This window comes from Desulfovibrio sp. (assembly GCF_009712225.1).
Lineage (GTDB): Bacteria > Desulfobacterota > Desulfovibrionia > Desulfovibrionales > Desulfovibrionaceae > Desulfovibrio.
Map to the genome: position 1 here is coordinate 407,198 of NZ_WASP01000006.1, position 16,121 is coordinate 423,318.

A 16,121-nucleotide genomic window follows, 5' to 3' on the forward strand; every position below is an offset into this window, starting at 1 on the left:
GTAGTAAGGCAAGGATTATGCCAGATATTTTTTATAATTAAATCATATTGTTGTATTTAATAGCATCGAGGCGGGCAAGATGATGCATCATTTTTACCCGAAAAGAAGACCCGCTGCGCATATTTTACTCGACAGCGCATTACTGATGAGAATGCGGGCAGAGATGCGCATTCACGGTAGCACAAATGCAGAGGATAGATATTTAGCAGAGATTTTAAGCAACGAAATATGGTGCTGAGGATTAACTTGGCCGCGTCATTAATGGAAATAAAGATTCCGGAGTCATCGCATTATTATATCACAAAGTATGCAAATAGATTACGTGCTGAAATTGTTATAAGTACTATTTATGATGCAATTGTTTAGTGTATATAAAACTCGTTTTTGTGATATATTGATTATATTTTCTGAATTATCAGTGTGGCACATGTCTGTAAGTATTATATTGAAGCACTCATTGTCACGAACGTCGAGAGCGTACAGACGTAGTCCTACATCCACAATAATCTCTGGTGACATCAAAAATATAGAGAGAAGTTTGCTGTATTAAATAAAAAAGTGGCTTATACGTCTTATCCAGAGCGTATAAGCCACTTTAATTTATGGGGGTGGTGGAGGCGGGGGGAGTTGAACCCCCGTCCGAGAACTGTCCACACGAAGCATCTACAGGTTTATGTCAGGAATTAATTTCACCGTGGTGGTAGCCCCTGACCGGGCGCATCACGGCAATCTTTCCGGTAAACTCCTCGCGGAAAACCCCGGTAAGAACCGATTTCCGCCAGCCTGATAAGTGTCGCCATTTAGGGTTATCAGACATGGCCCTGAATGACGTGACCGCCTAGGCGGTCGTTGCCTCGCTGTTTTTAGGCAGCGTAAGCGTAGTCGTAATCGTTGTTGGCAATTACTTTTGTTGCCGCTTTTTACGAGGCCAGCGGCGCCTCGACCTGCCGCTAAGGCTTCCACGTCCCCGTCGAAACCAGTGCGCCCCCATTGGGTCAAACATTACAATAAGTCGCTTATGCCAGTTTGGCAAGCGCTAACGAATGTAGAAATGTGAAAGCGGCCCCTTGAGGCACATGTGATAGTGCTCCAGCAGAGGGGTGGCGTCGTCCGTATGTTCCAGCATGTCGTTCTGAATCTGGGTTGCCAGCTCCACTCCGTGTGAAAGCATGGCCACCTGCGCCATCACTTTAAAGCTCTTTTGCAAATCTGGTTTGCGGGCAATTATGTCGCACAGCAGGTCGGCGTCATTGTCTGTACCTTCGACCACCAATGACCCCTCTGGCGAGAGGTACAGATGCAGGCGATCTTCCGGGCGCAAATGCCGTTCCTGAAGCTGCGTGTTCAGCATGTCCATAAACGCTTCCTGAAGCTCGTCCAGCCGGGCCTCAAGTGCGGTAACAAGCCCTTCACCGTCTTTTGCCAGGCTGTTCAAAGCCCTGACAGATGTTTCGTCAAGGCCAGAAAGCGCCTGACCCGTACTTGGGTAGTGCCGTGCTGACGAGGTTGCCTCGGAAGCGCCAGATTGCATGTGGAGCATGGCGCTTATGCAATTATTATTTTCGTTAGTCACATGCTCCCCCTGTGGCTATGGTCAATTTTGCCTTGCAGTCATTTGCCTTGGGTATAAGCAAAATAAGTGCCAGAATGATTCATAGTCCCAAAATGGGGAAAAAGTTTAGAAAAAGTCAAAAAAATGTCGGTGAATACTGTCGCTTCAAACACATATGACGGGGAAATGGCCTGTTACAAACAGGTTGTGGTTGACCAATGAGGCTCAGGCGGCAAATTTTGCAGAGTATGTTGTCGTTGGTCTGGCAGGGGCCAGACGCAAAACCCTAGGCTTCCAGGCTGCGGGCCACGGCCTCGCCCTGTGCGCCGCCGCCAGCCATGCGGGCAAGTTCTGCATGGCGGTCTGCCTTGTTGAGAGGCGAGCAGAGGGTAAAGGTTTCGCCATCGCGCACAACCTTGACGATCTGGAAATGCCTGCGGGCTCGGGCCGCAAGCTGCGGCCAGTGGGTGATAAGCAGCATCTGGCGTGTTTCGGCCAGTGCGTAAAGCTTTTCGGCCAGTTTGTTCAGGGTCATGCCGCCAACGCCAGCGTCAACTTCGTCGAAAATAAAGGTTGCGCCTTCGTCATCCTGCTGCACACTGGCTAGGGCCAGCAAGAAACGTGAAAGTTCACCGCCAGAGGCGATTTTATCCAGCGGCTGAGGAGGTTGGCCAGGGTTGGGTGCCCACAGAATACGGCCCCGTTCGTCTTGCACGCCGGGCCAGATTTCCTGCGCGGCAAAATCGGGAATAACCCGTACCTCTTCTGAAAAGCCAAGCTGGCGCAGTTCGTTTTCCAGGTTCGCGGCAATAGTGGCTGCGGCCTCGCGGCGCGCCGGAATGATGCGGGCAGTCACGGCGGCCAGCTCTGCGGCAAGAGCTGCCGCTTCCTTGTCCAGCCGGGTTATGTCCAGAGCGCATACATCAAGGAAGGAAAGATTCTCTGCAATTTCTTCGCGCAGGGCCAGAATTTCAGGCAGGGTGCGGTGCAGCTTGCGCTTGAGTTGGGCAAGGGCAAAAAGGCGTTCTTCCAGATGGTCCATGTCGGGCATTTCGTCCAGCCCGGGCAAGGCCGGGGGCCTGCGCAACTTGCCGCCAAGGTGGGCCAGCTGCTGGCGCAATGCGGCCACTGCGTCGGCATCGGCCTGAAGGGAATCATCCTCGCGGGCCATGCGCACCAAAAGTTTTTCAAGCTGACCCAGCTGGTCGACCACGCCTTCCTGTTCATCGCCTTGCAGCAGCATCAGGGCCTGTTCGTAATTTTCCTGCTGGTGCTCCATGGAGCGGGCCATAGCGCGGATTTCTTCAAGGCGTTCTTCTTCGCCTTCTTCTGGCGAAACCTTGTCTATCTCCTGCTGCTGCATCTCGAGCAGCTCGCGGCGCTCCACAAGCCCGGTCTGTCTGTTCAGCAGGGCAGTGCGCTGGGCCGCGTTAGCCTGGAGACGCGAGAGCAGATCGTCGCGCTGCGCGAGCAACTCGGGACAGCTAATGCCGCCTTCAAGCAGACGTGCCTGAAATGATGCCTGAAGCAGTTTTTGCTGGGCGTGCTGGCTGGTGTGGGCCACAAGGCGGTTGCGCAGATCGCGCAGGCTGTCCTGCGAGCGTAGCTCATCATTGATGTACAGGCGACTGCGGCCGGTTTCTGCCACAATTTCGCGGCGCAGCACCATGTCGGCCTCGGCGGTGCTAAAGAGAGCTTCGACCTGAGCGCGCTCCGCTCCAGCCCGAACCATGTCTGCCGACAGTTTGTCGCCAAGCAGAAAGCCCAGCGCTTTAAGAATAAAGCTCTTGCCCGCCCCGGTTTCACCCGTAAGCACGTTCATGCCGGATGAAAATTCCAGTTCCATGTCTTCAATAAGGGCCAGATTGCGAATGCGCAGGTATTCAAGCATGGCTTCAACGTGTTGTTATGGCGGTTTATGTGGTTAAAGTATAGCTTTAACTTTTAAAAATATTCAGCATAATAAAGCTATTGGCGTAGTCTTGGGTCAAAAATATCTCGCAGGCTTTCACCCAGCAGGTTGTAGCCCAACACCGTAACCAGTATGGCCAAACCGGGGTATACCGACAGCCAGGGCGCAGTTTCAATCACCGCCTTGCCGTCCATAAGCATATTGCCCCAGCTTGCCGCAGGTGGCTGCACGCCCAGGCCCAGAAAGCTGAGGCTCGATTCTACCAGAATTGCCCCGGCCACGCCAAGGGTGGCTGTTATCAGCACCGGGGCGAGGGCATTGGGCAGTATGTGCCGAAACAGTATACCAGCGGTTGATGTGCCCGCCAGTCGGGCAGCATCAACAAATTCGCGCTCACGCAGGCTGAGAGCCTCGGCGCGCACAAGCCTGGTGACGCCCATCCACGAGGTAAGCCCAATGACCACCATGATATTGGTAAGATTGGGTTCCAAAAAGGCAATGACCGCCAGAATAAGAAAAAATGAAGGGAAGCAGAGCATTATGTCGACCACGCGCATGATGCACTCGTCCACCCAGCGGCGAAAATAGCCGCTCACCAGCCCCAGCACCGTGCCAATACTTACCGATATGCCCACGGCCACAAAGCCCACCCACAGCGAAACGCGCCCACCGTAAAGCAGGCGCGAAAAAACATCGCGCCCCAGCCGGTCTGTACCGAGCAGAAAGCGGGAGGAGGGCGGTTCCAGAATATTTTGCAGGTGCAGGGCGTTGGGGTCAAAAGGCGCAATCCACGGCGCCAGCAGGGCAGCCAGCGACATGCCGAGCACAATTACAAGGCCCAGCGCCAGCATGAAGTTGCGGCCAAGCAGCTTTTTGACAGCAAGGGGCAGCATCAGGCGTTGTCCTTTGCGTTGCGAATGCGCGGGTCTGCCAAACCGTAGCAAAAATCGGCCAGCAGGTTGCCAGCGAGGGTAAGCACAGCTCCAAGCACCAGGTTACCCATGATCATGGTGTAATCGCGCGCCATTACAGCGCCGTAAAAAAGCTGGCCCAGCCCCGGCAGGGCAAAAATTGATTCAATGATCACGCTGCCGCCAATGAGCCCCGGCACAGAAAGCCCAAGCAGGGTAATGACCGGCAGCAGGGCGTTGCGCAAGGCGTGCCGCCATATCACGGCTGTCGCGCCAAGGCCTTTGGCCCGCGCGGTAAGAATATAATCCTGCCGCAGTACCTCAAGCATGCAGGCCCGCATATAGCGCGACATGCCCGCCAGACCGCCAACCGTGTACACCAGGGTGGGCAGAGCCAGGTGCCTGGCCAGGTCGCAAAATTTGCCCCACGCGCTCAACTGCGCGTAGTTCATGGAAGTAAGGCCAGAAATGGGCAACCATTGCAACTCAATGCCAAAAAACATCATGAGCAGCAGGGCCAGCCAGAATGAAGGCATGGCAAAACCCAAAAAAACCAGCACAGTAACTGACTTGTCGAGCAGCGAATTCTGCCGGCAGGCAGAAACAATGCCCACAGGAATGGCTATGAGCAGGGTGAGCACCAGCGAAACAACATTCATGCCAACGGTAAGGGGCAGCCGCTCAAGAATCTTGGTAAGCACCGGGCGCGAATCGGCAGACATGGAGTTGCCAAAATCAAGCTGTACAATGCGCGTCAACCAGTCCCAGTACTGCACGTACAGTGGGCGGTCGAGGCCATACAGCACCTCAAGGCGCTGGCGGGCAGCAGCGCCAGCCAGCGGATTGAGTGTGGTTTCCAGATCTGTGGGTGAGCCCGGGGCCAGATGAATGACCCAAAAGCTGATGATGGTAATGCCCCACAGCACAAGCAGCATCCACAGCGTTTTGCGTAAAACGTGCAGAAGCGGGCCAGATAGGCGGCTTTTTGCGGCAGTTGAGGGCAGGGTGCTCATGTAAGGCGGTTACTCCGTACGGGTCATCCACTGGCGCATGTCGTCCACTTCCTTCTGCCAGGCAGAAGAAAGGCGCAGCTTGAGAAAGCGGGCGTACAGGGAATCCAGCAGGCCGGTGCACACTTCCATAAGATAGAATTTTTCCAGCAGCAGGGCATCGGGATCGTCGTCGGTGTCGCCCTTGTCGAGCTTGGGAGTTTTAAGGCTGTTGAGGCAAAAATCCTCGGCCTTAAGGCTCACCTGAAAGGCCAGCTCTTCTTTTTCAAGACGCAGAAGGGCACGGCTGACCTGCTTGCCGGTGCCAAGGCCAAAGCGGGCCTCGCGAAGAGGGGAGAGCGAGCCGGAAACAGAGGCTGTTTCGCGGGCGTCACCTTCGCCGCCTTCAACCACAATGCGCTGTTCCATTGATACGGCAAAGGGGGCGCCTTCCTTGTCGGTAAACGCGCCGGGGGCGGTGTCGCTCTGGTACCAGAGCCAGGTCAGAAATTCTTTGCCGAGAATGCTGTCTGTGGATTCACCAAGATAAGGCATATTCATGGGGGCTCCGTGCCGTCATCAGGAAAGGGGCGCGAACTGCGTGGGTTCCAGCTTATCCAGGCGGATAAGGCTTTCTTCATCCAGCATGGAAACCGCCAGATTGTAAGGAGTCAGTTGCTCCAGGTGCAGCTCGAAGGTCTTGAGAAATTCTTCCATGAAGAGGTCGATCATCTTGTTTTGGGTCGATGCAAACCAGACTTCATTTTTATCCGTGGCCCACAGCACGTTGAATTCGCCGGGAACAGGCAAAAAACGCGAGCGAAGGCGCAGCAAAACCTGCTCCTTGAGCTCCTTTTTGCGTTCGCGGGCAATGTAATTCTTGCCCTGTTGAGCCATACGCGCTTTTTCTTCCTTGAGGGCAAGGGCCACATGCTTTTTGACCACGCCTGCAGGTATGCGACGCATATCGAGCCGCAACGAAAAAACGATGTACGAGCCTTTTTGGGGCGGGGCCGTAACCCAGTCGGTATCGAGCATGTCCTCAAAACATGCCCAACCCTGGCCCTGCATTTCAGGAATATCATCAATGTCGCGCATGGCGAACTGCTTCAGTTTGTCCGGTATCTGCGGCCAGAGCGTGGCCGGAACGGGATCAAGAATACGAAACCGTGTAAAGCTGCAAGAGCTGTTGGCAAAGCCCATGTAAACTCCTTGCTTGTAAAACCTGTGTTGGCAGTGTTGTACGTCAGAGCCGCCCCGGGGGCAAGTGCATGACGAGGCAGGGGCTGGCAGGGCTAGCGCATGTGAGCGGCAGAATTTGCGGCCGCACGTATATTTATAAGGAAAGGAATTCACATTTGGCAGAAGGTCATGATTGGCTGGCAAGAGAGCCACTGGCTGCTGAAAACATGCCGGGTTTTATACCCACACACATCCAAAGCCGGCAAGAATATTCAGGTGCCGCAAAAACCGCCAGCAGCATACATTTGAAGAACAAGCTTCATCATTTTGAGCCAGCGCCAAATCAGGGCCAGCTGATTTTATGTGAGGAGAGAGCTGTGTTGCCAGAGCCGTTTTGAGGGCATTTTTTACCCCTTTCCGGGGCGAGAGTTGCGCCATGGTCGGATGTTATAAATGTCCCATAATGATAATTATGTAAACTTTTGAAGATGGAAAGGCCCTGGAAGCCTTGTTTCAGGAGACTGCCGGCTGCCTCCCCTGTGCATACTCTTGACGGCATGCTCCACTTCACGCACCATGTGCGCATCTTGCCAAGGAGAAATCACCGTGCCGCCCAAACATTCCGGCAATGCCGGATCGACCGCCAATAAACGTTCCCAAACCAGTTCGTCTTCACGGCCATCAAAAAAAGAACCTTCCAGAGATTCGTCCCGTGATTCGTCGCGGAATGCGACTCGGGATTCCGCTGGGGCATTTTCCAGAGGCAGGCCCGCAGATCGTTCTGGTGGCGCGCGCAAAGGCCCTGGCCCTGATTCAAGGCGAGGTGCTCGTGCTGAAGGCTCAGCACTGCGCAGGCCACAGCCTGCTGCAGAGCCAGAATCGCAGGATGGCGTGCGCCTCAACAAGGCTATTGCCGCCACAGGCCATTGCTCTCGCCGCAAGGCCGACGAGCTTATTCTTGCAGGGCGCGTGCGTGTAGACGGCCAGCCGGAATCAAACCCGGCGCGGCATGTGCTGCCATTTGAAAGTATTATGGTGGATGGGCGTATTTTGTCGGCCCCGCAGGCTTTTACCTATCTTATGCTCAACAAGCCCGTGCAGGTGGTTTGCACGGTGAGCGACCCGGAAGGCAGGCCCACGGTACTTGACTGCCTGCCTCAGGAATTCAAGGGACTTCGTCTTTACCCTGTTGGTAGGCTCGACTATTTTTCTGAAGGCATGCTGCTGCTGACCAACGATGGTCAGCTGGCGCAACGTCTTACCCATCCCCGGCACCACCAGCCCAAAACCTACGAGGTGCTTGTGCGCGGCTCTGTGCCGGAAGACGCCCTCAAGACCATGCGGCGCGGCATGCGCCTTGCCGAGGGTGAAGATCTGCTGCCCGTGGACGTGACCACCCAGCCCTCTGGCGGCAACACCTCGATGCAGATGGTTCTGCGTCAGGGGTTTAACCGCCAGATTCGCCGTATGTGCCGCGACTTGGGGCTTACTGTGCTGCGCCTGTGCCGTGTTGCTCAGGGGGCTTTGCGTCTTGGCAATCTGGCCAGCGGCAAGGTTCGGCCGTTGACCGATGCGGAAATTGCAAAACTGCGCGAAAGCGCTGGCTTGCCGCCGATGTAGTTGCAGGTCCGATAATATTCTGTCGCCCCTGCCCTGCTGTTTTTGTAAATAAAAAGGCGCAGCCGCTAACCGCATTGGCGGTGTGTGGCTGCGCCTTGATTTTTTAACTGGTATATACCTTATAATATATACGTGTTTTTGGTGAGGATGGCACGGCTGCCATCTCCGGAATCAGTCCTTGTTTTTCAGGAGCTGCTCCAGAAAATCAATGGCGTCTTTCTGCACGGCCTGCAGGTGCTCCTCGCCCTTGAAGCTTTCTGTATACACCTTGCAGATAGCTTCCGTACCGGAAGGGCGCACTGCAAACCAGCCGTCGTCGCTGACCACCTTTACCCCGCCGATAGAAGCATCATTGCCGGGGGCGCGTGTAAGTACACTGGTAACGGGCGAGCCGCCCAGAGTCTTGAGCGTGACACTTTCGGGCGTAAGCGCCGCAAGTTTGGCGCGCACGTTGTCATCTGCCGGGGCATCAAGCCGCTGGTAGGCGGGCGCGCCAAGGCGTTCGGTCAGTCTGGTGTACAGCTCGCCGGGCGACGATTGCTCCACCGCCATCATTTCAGCGGCCAGCAGGCACATGAGAGGGCCGTCCTTGTCAGTGCTCCAGGGCGTGCCGTCAAAACAGAGGAAGGACGCACCAGCGCTTTCCTCGCAGCCAAAGCCGCAGCTCCCGCTGAGCAGGTAGGGTACAAACCATTTGAAGCCCACGGGCACTTCCACTATCGGGCGGCCAAGATCCTTGCCTACCCTGTCGAGCATGGCGCTTGTGACCAGAGTTTTGCCTATGCCGCGCTGCGTGGGCCACTGCCTGCGGGTGCGGAACAGATACCAGGCGGCAACGCTCAGATAGTGGTTGGGATTCATGAGCTCCTGACGCGTCACCACGCCGTGGCGGTCTGAATCGGGGTCACAGGCAAAGCTCAGGTCAAAATGGTCGCGCAGATCAAGCAGGCGGCTCATGGCAAAGGGCGATGAGCAGTCCATGCGGATTTTGCCGTCCTTGTCACAGGGCACAAAGCGAAAGGTGGGGTCAACCGCCCTGTTTACCACTTCCAGATCAATGCCGTAGGCATCGGCGATGGGCTCCCACATGGGCAGGCTTGCGCCGCCCAGCGGATCAACGCCAATGCGCAAACCCGACGAGGCGATGGCTTTCATGTCGAGCACGCCTGCCAGATCCTGTACATAGCTGCCGATAAAGTCGTATTCTTCCACCAGCGACGAGGCGCGGGCGGCACGCAGATGCGTAAGTTTTACGCCCTTGTTGCCGTTCTCAAGGTAAGCATTGGCGCATTTTTCAATATGGCTTGTTACTTCCGACTCGGCGGGGCCACCGTGGGGCGGGTTGTACTTGAATCCGCCATCGCGCGGGGGATTGTGCGAGGGGGTAATGACAATACCGTCGGCCAGGCCATTGACGCGGCCTGTGTTCCACTTGAGCACCGCATGAGAAATTGCGGGCGTGGCTGTGTAGGCTCCGCCCTGTGCAATGCGCACAGATACATTGTTGGCCACCAGCACTTCCAGCGCAGAGCGAAAGGCCGCCTCGGAAAGGGCGTGCGTGTCGCCACCCAGAAACAGCGGGCCGTCAATACCCTTGGCCGCGCGGTAGTCGCACACGGCCTGGGTGATGGCATAGATATGCTCTTCGTTAAAGCTGCACAGCACTGACGTGCCGCGATGCCCCGAAGTGCCGAACGAAACCCGCTGGGCCGCAAGCGCAGGATTGGGAAATTCCGTGTAGTAGGCGCTCATGAGCGCGGGTATGTTTTCCAGCTTTTCCAGCGCGGGCAGATGCCCGGCATCGCTATGCACAACCGGCATTATATCCTCCAAAAGAGATGGCTGAGCAGACTATAGGCCCAATTTTGCGAGGCCGCAACGCCGCGCACCTGCCGGCCTGGTAGGTGCGAACAGCTTACGGTTGGCTGATACGGCGCAGATCTGGCCCTAGATTTCGCGGAGACACAATTTTTTAAAAAATTCGCGGTGTTCTTGCAGACTGGGGTCGGTGATCTCGCTGGCAAGTATGCCGTAGGCCGCGCGAATGAGCGTAGACCTTTTTTCAAGCGATTGTTCAAGTCGCTCTTTATGCGCATGGCTGGCGCACATTTCGGCCATGATCTGTGTCAGCCGCACGGCACGCACGGTGTCTGTATGCCGCTGGCTCACTGCCCTGCTCCCCGCACTTGCCACTTCAGCCAGCCACTGGGGCTGGCTGAGCGCTCTGGCCGCAATGGCTGCTGCGGCCTGCGCATTGTTGCGGGGAAAAGTGGGAAGAATCTCCTGCCCTTCTACAAACAGGTCGCCAAGCCCGTTGCCGCAGGTTTCCATCAGCAGGGCCGCGCCGCAAGACATAGCCTCGAAGCAGCGAAAATTTACTTCCGAGGCTGCTGTCTGGTTAAGGGCAATGCGGCTGCGTTCGAATATGGGGCGGTAATCGCCAGTCAAGATAACCAGAGGGTGCTGGGTGCGGAATGTCTTGAGAAAAGGCTCGCGGTCGGGGTTGTTTTTGTGCCCCAGGGTTCCCACAAAACTTACAGGAATATCGCGTTCTGCAAAGTCTGATTCCGCGAGTGAAAACTGCGGGCAAAAGAGCGGAAACCACTGCGCGGTCATGCCCTCTTGCGAAAACAGCTCCACATATTCCTTTTGCGCCACAAGGGTGGCGTCAAAGCCCCAGGAATAGGGAATGTGCCAGGGGTTGCAGTAGGTATCGATGGAATAGCGCACCGCAGGCCACGGCACGTTTTGCGGATCAAGCAACTGGGGCATGTTGCCGTCGTCGCAGCAAAACAGGGCATCGGGCCAGAAACCGGCAGCCTCAAGGCGTTGCAGCAGCTGCCGCACGGAATAAGGGTGCGGGGTGGGTAAATCCGCATGCGAACCGGGATGAACGGTAAGCGTGCGGTGACCAAGACGGTTAAGGGCGGGAACCAGCAGGGGCGCGCCCATGCAAAGTATTCGTAAGCTCATATATAAAAAAAAGGGCTGCCCCTCGCCAGAGAGGCAGCCCGAATGTTTGGATGCCTGTTATTTGCCCAGACTCACTGTGCGGAAATACACTTCGCCACGCCGAGAGATTTGCAGCATTACTGCTCCGCGCGCGGCACCCTCGTCATTGACGATCTTGGAAAGTTCCGCAGCCGTGCGCACCGGCTTGAGGTTTGCCTTGAGAATCACGTCGCCAGGCCGCAGGTCGGCTTCAGCAGCGGGCTTTTCAGGGTTCACATCAACAATTACCAGGCCTTCGTTCTTTTCTATCTTGAGGTCACGGCGTTCCTCATCCGTAAGCGAACGGACGGAAATGCCCAACAGACCTTCATCCTTCTGCTTCTGGTCCTTGCCATTCTGGTCGGCAGACTGGCTTGATTTGCGCTCGCCAAGGGTCACCGTAAGGTCGGTGGTCTTGCCATCGCGCCAAACCGTAATCACAGTCTTGCTGCCCGGGGCTTTGTCGGCAATGACGCGCAGCAGAGCCGCCGCGTCGTCAATGGGCTTGCTGTCCACGGAAACAATAATGTCGCCGTCCTTCATGCCAGCCTTGGAGGCAGGCTCACCTTCCATCACACTGCCCACAAGGGCGCCCTTGGCTTCCTTGAGGCCCAGTGCCTTGGCGGTATTTTCTTCCACATCCTGGATGCCCACACCAATCCAGCCGCGGCTGATTTTTTTGCCCGACTTGATCTGGTCAACAATCTTGGCAGCCATGTTGCTGGGTATGGCAAAGCCAAGGCCCTGACCGCTGGCAAGAATGGCCGTGTTGATGCCTATGACCTGACCGGCCATGTTCAGCAGCGGGCCACCACTGTTGCCAGGGTTGATGGACGCATCCGTCTGCAGGAAGTTGTCAAAGGGGCCAGCGTGTATGTTGCGGTTTTTGGCCGAAAGAATACCCGCCGTCACCGTATGATCGAGGCCAAAGGGGTTGCCGATGGCCAGCAGCCACTCGCCCACCTTGAGTTCGTCAGAATTGCCGAACGAAAGGAAGGGCAAGGCGTTCTTGGTTTCAATCTTCAGCAGGGCAAGGTCGGTTTCTTCGTCGGCACCAACAAGCTTGGCCGTAACAGGCTCGCTTTTGCCGTTGCTCTGGTCAAGGGTTACGCGAATGACATCGGCATCGGCAACCACATGATTATTGGTAACGATATAGCCATCCGCGGAGACAATGAAGCCGGACCCCAGAGATTTCTGTCTCGATTGGGGGCGCTTGCCACCGCGCTTGCCGCCAAACTGGTCAAAGAACTTGTCGAAGCCTGGCGGCATATTGCGGAACATTTCCCCCATGAGATCGTCCTGACTGTTGCCGCTGGCTTTTTTTTCTGTACCGATGTTGACAACCGCTGGGCCGCTTTTGGCCGCAAGGTCGCTAAAATCGGGCAAGCCTGCTGCCTGGGCAAGCTGCGATGCCGCGAGAAAGGTCACGGCAAGCATGGCTGCAAGACATTTTTTTATCATCATGGAAAAGCTCCTGGTTACTTATTTTTCAGAGCCTTCTGCAAAGCCTGTGCCATGATGTTCATTCCAGCGCCGCCGGTGGAGCTTCCGGCTGCCGCATGCTGCTTCCAGGCCTTGTCTTCCGCGGGTTCGGCGGGCTGGTCGCCTTCAGGGGCCAGGCTGATGCGCCGGGCAGCGGTGTCCAAATTTTGTACAGTCAGGGTGACGGCGTCGCCCTTGTCCAGTTTGCTGTACTGCTTGCCCTGCTTGGAGTTCTTGATAACCCCGGCAGGCAGCAGGCCGGTAATGCCGGGCGCCAGCGTAATGAACAGACCGTAGGGGCTGCGGCTTTCAACCGTGCCGCTCACCGTGGTGCCCACGGCGAACTGCTGGGCGGCTTCCTTCCACGGGTCGCCTTCGGCGTCGCGCAGGCTCAGGGAGATACGGCGGCTTTCAAGGTTGATTTCCTTAACCTTGACCGAAACGGTATCGCCCGCGGTCAGCACGTCTTCGGCCTTGGCCACGCGCTTGGTCCACGACATTTCAGAAATGTGCACAAGGCCTTCGATGCCGGGCAGCACTTCAACAAAGGCGCCAAAGGGCGCAAGGCGCACAACCTTGCCGGAAACGACCGCGCCAGCCTCAAGCCGCGTGGCCACATCCTGCCAGGGATCGCCCTCGGCCTGTTTGCGCGAAAGCGAAATTCGCACGTGCCCCTTGCTGTCCTTGCTGATGGAAATAACCTTGGCGCGCACGGTGTCGCCCAGTGACACAGCTTCGTCGGGAGCGCCCACGCGCGACCAGGAAAGCTCGGAAAGGTGGATCATGCCTTCAACAGAAGGTGCAAGTTCCATAAACGCGCCAAAAGCGGCAAAGCGCGTGATCTTGCCTTCAACCGTATCGCCCGGCTTGAGGCTTTCAAGCAGTGCGTCAAGCTGTTCGGCGCGTTCGCGCTCAACAATGGCACGGTGTGAAACCACAACGTTTCTGCCGCGGTTTTCAACCCGGATAACCAGAAACTGCATGTTGCGGCCCACGAGCGAGGCGGCGTCTTCTGTCGCTGCAACGCCAATCTGGCTGCCGGGGCAGAAAGCAGACTTGCCAAGCACGTCAACGGTGTAGCCACCCTTGCACACAGCGGTCACGCGGCCATCAACCGGAACCGCGGCATCACGGGCTTCTTCAAGCGCGGCAACGCCGCTGCCGCTCATGGAGCGGGAAAGGCGAATCTCTTGCGAAGAAACGCCGGTAACCCACGCTTCGAGGCTGTCGCCGGGCTTAACGCTTTCATTGCCCTCGGCGTCAAGAATGTCCTTGCGGTCAATGATGCCGTCAACCTTGATGCCCACGTCCACAAAAACACTGTCGCCGGTAATGGCAATTACAGTTCCGGTCACTTTCTGTCCGGGCTGCAAGCGGCTGGATGCGGTTTCGTGGGCCGCCAGCATGGCGGCAAAATCCTCAGCGCCTTCCTCCGACATGGAGGTTGCGATCTTGTCCTCGGTCATAGTTTTCCTGCTCCTTACAAGCTGGGCTTATTGCTCAAGTCCGCTATATTACGCCATCCGCACGAGGAAAACAATTGTCTTTTTGTGCCATGGTTTTTGCGGCCGCCACATGGGTAACTGAATCAAATTTATACAGGTGGATATTTTTTTGTCACGCCCCTCCCCGGCAGGCACTGGCAATGCCTGCCGGGCGCTCTTAAAGTCCAGCTTTGGTATATTGATTTATTAAATGTGATATGGCCGGTAGTTAGCATGTGTTGTGCAACTGTATTGTGCAAACAAACAGTATTGTTCGCATGCAATTAGTTAAAAAAATAATTTGATTGCATCTTAGTATCATGCAGTGTTATGGCTTTGGCAGTGAAATCTTTTGTGGAACATGCAGTTATTGATAGAGTGAACAAACAGTTTTTAGGGGTAACGGCAGGAAAGGTTATGTTCAGCAGGGATAATTGCATGGAATGTATGTGTGTAATGTTTGGGGTTGGGGATGGTGTGGCAGGGGTTATTGCATGCCCTGCTCTGTTATTGATGGGCAGAGAAAGCATGCGTCTGTGTTTGTACGGAGGAATTCTACCACCTTAATCTGATGCACCTTATCATGGTGAAAGTTTTTGATGAGCAGAAGTATGAAACCAGACTTCTATTAGGCCAACAGCCAGGATAACAGCTATGAAGTATTTGAAGATTTTGTATGTTCAGGTTCTCATTGCCATATTCATAGGCATTCTTTTGGGGCATTTTTATCCTGAATTGGCCGTAAAGATGCAGCCCCTGGGCAAGGGCTTTATCAATCTTATTAAAATGATCATTGCCCCGTTGATCTTCTCAACGGTTGTGACCGGCATCGCTGGTATGAAAGACATCAAGGCCGTTGGCAAAACCGGCGGCATGGCCCTTGTTTACTTTACAGTTATTACCCTTACAGCCCTGGCCATCGGTCTTGTGGTGGTGAACCTGGCGCAGCCCGGCGTGGGCATGAATGTTGACGTCAGCACCTTCAACGCCGCCGACAAGAACATTGCCGCCCAGTACGCTGGCAAGGCCAAAGATAACAATATCGTCAATTTCTTCCTGAATATCATTCCCAGCACCTTTGTTTCGGCATTCACCAGCGGCGAAATCCTGCAGGTTCTGCTGGTGGCCATACTGTTTGCCTTTGCCCTGAATTACAGTGGCGAAAAGGGCAAGCTGTGCTTTGATCTCATCAAGAGCCTTTCTGAAGTGCTGTTCAAGGTCATCGGCATCATCATGCACGTGGCCCCCATTGGCGCTTTCGGTGCAATGGCCTTTACCATCGGCAAGGAGGGTATTGGCTCTGTCCTTGTGCTGGGTGAGCTGATTGTGTGTTTTTATGTCACGAGCATTTTGTTTGTGGTGTTCATTCTGGGAACCATTGCCTTCAGCTGCGGGTTCAACATCTTCAAGTTCCTGCGCTATATCCGCTCCGAGCTGTTCATTGTGCTTGGCACCTCTTCTTCTGAATCGGTGCTGCCCAACATGCTGCGCAAGATGGAAAAGGCTGGCTGCAACAAGAGCGTCGTAGATCTGGTTATTCCTGCAGGGTACTCGTTCAACCTTGACGGCACGGCCATTTACCTGACCATGGCCGCCATCTTTCTGGCGCAGGCAACCAACACGCCCATGGCGCTTGGCGATCAGCTTGTGTTGCTGGGTATTCTGCTTATTTCTTCCAAGGGTGCGGCGGCTGTTACCGGCGGCGGCTTTATCGTGCTTGCCGGTACGCTGAGTTCGGTCGGCAGCATTCCGCCTGAAAGCATCGCCGTTATCTTTGGTATCGACCGCTTCATGTCTGAAGCGCGTGCCCTTACCAACCTGGTGGGCAATGGCGTTGCCACCATCTTTATCTCGAAGGTCACCGGAAATCTTGATTCCGAGAAGCTCAACGAAGTTCTGGATCAAAAAAAAACAGTAGGTGAGCCTGTTACGACAGCCTAGCCCTCAATAATCTGCGCCCGCCGGTCAAAATTGCCTGGCGGGCGCAGATTTTTT

General features: G+C 55.5%; 14 protein-coding genes and 1 other RNA gene. 3 read left to right on the forward strand and 12 right to left on the reverse strand.

Annotated features, from left to right (window positions below; translation table 11 throughout):
* Positions 1–609: 609 nt before the first annotated feature.
* The 7 genes from ssrA to rdgC all read right to left on the reverse strand — a co-directional run bounded on the left by ssrA (position 610) and on the right by rdgC (position 6,567).
* Positions 610–989, reverse strand: a transfer-messenger RNA (tmRNA) gene (ssrA, locus tag F8N36_RS07210).
* 47 nt (positions 990–1,036) lie between these two features.
* Positions 1,037–1,573 carry a hypothetical protein gene (locus tag F8N36_RS07215; protein WP_291332123.1) on the reverse strand — a complete coding sequence of 179 codons (537 nt, stop codon included), beginning with the start codon at positions 1,571–1,573 and terminating at the stop codon, positions 1,037–1,039.
* 265 nt (positions 1,574–1,838) lie between these two features.
* A complete protein-coding gene (locus tag F8N36_RS07220; RefSeq protein ID WP_291332124.1) occupies positions 1,839–3,443 on the reverse strand; it encodes an AAA family ATPase in 1,605 nt (534 codons plus the stop codon).
* 77 nt (positions 3,444–3,520) lie between these two features.
* Complete coding sequence (locus tag F8N36_RS07225; protein WP_291332125.1) at positions 3,521–4,357, reverse strand: ABC transporter permease; 837 nt, start codon at positions 4,355–4,357, stop codon at positions 3,521–3,523.
* On the reverse strand, positions 4,357–5,388 hold the full coding sequence (locus F8N36_RS07230) for an ABC transporter permease (protein WP_291332126.1): 1,032 nt from the start codon (positions 5,386–5,388) through the stop codon (positions 4,357–4,359). The genes F8N36_RS07225 and F8N36_RS07230 overlap by 1 nt, the downstream gene beginning before the upstream one ends.
* Positions 5,389–5,397: 9 nt before the next feature.
* Complete coding sequence (locus F8N36_RS07235; RefSeq protein WP_291332127.1) at positions 5,398–5,925, reverse strand: hypothetical protein; 528 nt, start codon at positions 5,923–5,925, stop codon at positions 5,398–5,400.
* Positions 5,926–5,943: 18 nt separating this feature from the next.
* Positions 5,944–6,567, reverse strand: coding sequence for a recombination-associated protein RdgC (gene rdgC, locus F8N36_RS07240; RefSeq protein ID WP_291332128.1), 624 nt, complete (start codon positions 6,565–6,567; stop codon positions 5,944–5,946).
* Positions 6,568–6,722: 155 nt separating this feature from the next.
* Here rdgC and F8N36_RS07245 point away from each other — a divergent pair, with 155 nt between their 5' ends.
* Positions 6,723–6,944 (forward strand): hypothetical protein, encoded by a 222-nt coding sequence (locus F8N36_RS07245; RefSeq protein ID WP_291332129.1) that lies wholly within the window; start codon positions 6,723–6,725, stop codon positions 6,942–6,944.
* Between the two features lie 72 nt (positions 6,945–7,016).
* Here the strand turns inward: F8N36_RS07245 and F8N36_RS07250 are convergent, their stop codons facing one another.
* Positions 7,017–7,343, reverse strand: coding sequence for a hypothetical protein (locus F8N36_RS07250; protein WP_291332130.1), 327 nt, complete (start codon positions 7,341–7,343; stop codon positions 7,017–7,019).
* Positions 7,344–7,437: 94 nt separating this feature from the next.
* Between F8N36_RS07250 and F8N36_RS07255 the strand changes: the two genes are divergently transcribed.
* A complete protein-coding gene (locus F8N36_RS07255; protein WP_291332131.1) occupies positions 7,438–8,166 on the forward strand; it encodes a pseudouridine synthase in 729 nt (242 codons plus the stop codon).
* Between the two features lie 171 nt (positions 8,167–8,337).
* Here the strand turns inward: F8N36_RS07255 and pgm are convergent, their stop codons facing one another.
* From pgm to F8N36_RS07275, 4 genes are all read right to left on the reverse strand, one after another.
* A complete protein-coding gene (gene pgm / locus F8N36_RS07260; protein ID WP_291332132.1) occupies positions 8,338–9,987 on the reverse strand; it encodes a phosphoglucomutase (alpha-D-glucose-1,6-bisphosphate-dependent) in 1,650 nt (549 codons plus the stop codon).
* A 126-nt stretch (positions 9,988–10,113) separates the two neighbouring features.
* On the reverse strand, positions 10,114–11,139 hold the full coding sequence (locus F8N36_RS07265) for a glycosyltransferase (RefSeq protein ID WP_291332133.1): 1,026 nt from the start codon (positions 11,137–11,139) through the stop codon (positions 10,114–10,116).
* A 57-nt stretch (positions 11,140–11,196) separates the two neighbouring features.
* A complete protein-coding gene (locus F8N36_RS07270; RefSeq protein WP_291332134.1) occupies positions 11,197–12,624 on the reverse strand; it encodes a DegQ family serine endoprotease in 1,428 nt (475 codons plus the stop codon).
* 14 nt (positions 12,625–12,638) lie between these two features.
* Entirely contained in the window at positions 12,639–14,108 is a 1,470-nt protein-coding gene (locus F8N36_RS07275) for a 30S ribosomal protein S1 (protein WP_291332135.1), read from the reverse strand.
* A 672-nt stretch (positions 14,109–14,780) separates the two neighbouring features.
* Between F8N36_RS07275 and F8N36_RS07280 the strand changes: the two genes are divergently transcribed.
* The gene (locus F8N36_RS07280) at positions 14,781–16,067 is read left to right on the forward strand and encodes a dicarboxylate/amino acid:cation symporter (RefSeq protein WP_291332136.1); all 1,287 of its coding nucleotides are present in this window, start codon (positions 14,781–14,783) and stop codon (positions 16,065–16,067) included.
* The last annotated feature ends 54 nt before the right edge of the window (positions 16,068–16,121 follow it).

What these genes read in the sequence shown, in the direction of transcription:
- F8N36_RS07220 (WP_291332124.1), bottom strand. Translation starts at nt 3,443, where the DNA reads ATGCTTGAATACCTGCGCATTCGCAATCTGGCCCTTATTGAAGACATG.
- F8N36_RS07225 (WP_291332125.1), bottom strand. Translation starts at nt 4,357, where the DNA reads ATGCTGCCCCTTGCTGTCAAAAAGCTGCTTGGCCGCAACTTCATGCTG.
- F8N36_RS07230 (WP_291332126.1), bottom strand. Translation starts at nt 5,388, where the DNA reads ATGAGCACCCTGCCCTCAACTGCCGCAAAAAGCCGCCTATCTGGCCCG.
- F8N36_RS07235 (WP_291332127.1), bottom strand. Translation starts at nt 5,925, where the DNA reads ATGAATATGCCTTATCTTGGTGAATCCACAGACAGCATTCTCGGCAAA.
- rdgC (WP_291332128.1), bottom strand. Translation starts at nt 6,567, where the DNA reads ATGGGCTTTGCCAACAGCTCTTGCAGCTTTACACGGTTTCGTATTCTT.
- pgm (WP_291332132.1), bottom strand. Translation starts at nt 9,987, where the DNA reads ATGCCGGTTGTGCATAGCGATGCCGGGCATCTGCCCGCGCTGGAAAAG.
- F8N36_RS07265 (WP_291332133.1), bottom strand. Translation starts at nt 11,139, where the DNA reads ATGAGCTTACGAATACTTTGCATGGGCGCGCCCCTGCTGGTTCCCGCC.
- F8N36_RS07270 (WP_291332134.1), bottom strand. Translation starts at nt 12,624, where the DNA reads ATGATGATAAAAAAATGTCTTGCAGCCATGCTTGCCGTGACCTTTCTC.
- F8N36_RS07275 (WP_291332135.1), bottom strand. Translation starts at nt 14,108, where the DNA reads ATGACCGAGGACAAGATCGCAACCTCCATGTCGGAGGAAGGCGCTGAG.
- F8N36_RS07280 (WP_291332136.1), top strand. Translation starts at nt 14,781, where the DNA reads ATGAAGTATTTGAAGATTTTGTATGTTCAGGTTCTCATTGCCATATTC.